Genomic DNA, 1,114 nt, shown 5'->3' with positions numbered 1-1,114 from the left:
GGTGCCCGTGATTTTCGGAGAGGCCGAGGACGTAATCGTCGTCGGGGTGACGGCGCTTGAGATCTTTGGCCTAGAGGTCGACTCTGCGAGGGGGACTCTTAAAGAGGCCGAGCTGTCGCTCCTCTAGACAATCCTGCGGACAAAGGCCAGGAAGAGGCCTCCTGCCATTCCTAGTACAAGGGGCTCTATCTGCCTCAGCGCCTCGGCGGCCGCGACGTTGGGATCCCTCCCGGCGGCTAGGTCCCTCTCCACGAGGTATCTAGCCAGTAGAGCCATAGGCGTCGGGGCGCCCGTGTAGAGCCTCGATATCTGATCGACGAGGTCCCAGTCGCCGGTGGCGGCGGCCCTCTCCATTAGGTACTGGAAGTAGGGCCGAGCCTCAGGCGGCAAGAGGCCGAGGGTTTTATTCGCCGCGGTGTAGCTCCCCGGCGGCGCGGCGTAGCCGACGAAGACGGACCTGTTCACAACGCCCATGTACTCAACGGTGATGTTGTAGCTAACGCGGCCCAGCCTGTCGAAGTCGCCGACCACCTCGACGCGCGCAGGTACGGGCACCCCGCCCAGCAGAGCGTATGCAGAGAAGCCCCGCGGGGGAAACACGGGTAGGCCCCTTATGGTGCCCAGCCTAGTGTAGTTAACCCCCACGGTGAGCGAAGCCCACCGCACAGACGCAGACGCCTTAGTTGTATTTGTGTATGCCGTGAAGACGGCGGTGCAAGGCCTCGCGGAGCTGTATTGAATAGTTTGGTTAACCCTCACGACCCCGTTGTACACCCCGCAGCCGGAAACACTGAGAAGCACAGACGCGTCTATACTGGGGTACACATGCCCCCTTACAGTGACGTTTACCGGCGCGCCAACCGGCGCCAGAGAGGGCGCCGAGATGGTGACGTTGACGCGGTAAACCAGCAAAGTAGTATAATTCACATAGGGGCCCAGGAATATAGATACGTTGTAAACACCAGGTGATCTAATCCCGGGGTTTACAAAAGAAAAGTCCCAGGTGCCAGGTCCTATATTGATATATCTAGAGTTGTTTAGTGATGTTCCTAATGTAGCATTAACATATAGATCTTGCGGAACTTTAATAGTAATATAAAGTGTATAAGACGTG

General features: G+C 57.7%; 1 protein-coding gene. It reads right to left on the bottom strand.

The window, feature by feature from the left end:
• Positions 1-123: 123 nt before the first annotated feature.
• Entirely contained in the window at positions 124-927 is an 804-nt protein-coding gene (locus tag ACP5J3_RS14840) for a hypothetical protein (RefSeq protein ID WP_428496385.1), read from the bottom strand.
• Positions 928-1,114: the final 187 nt, after the last annotated feature.

This window comes from Pyrobaculum sp., assembly GCF_049971835.1.
In the GTDB taxonomy this organism is placed as follows: Archaea; Thermoproteota; Thermoprotei; order Thermoproteales; family Thermoproteaceae; genus Pyrobaculum.
This window is presented reverse-complemented; position numbering and strand designations above follow the sequence as displayed.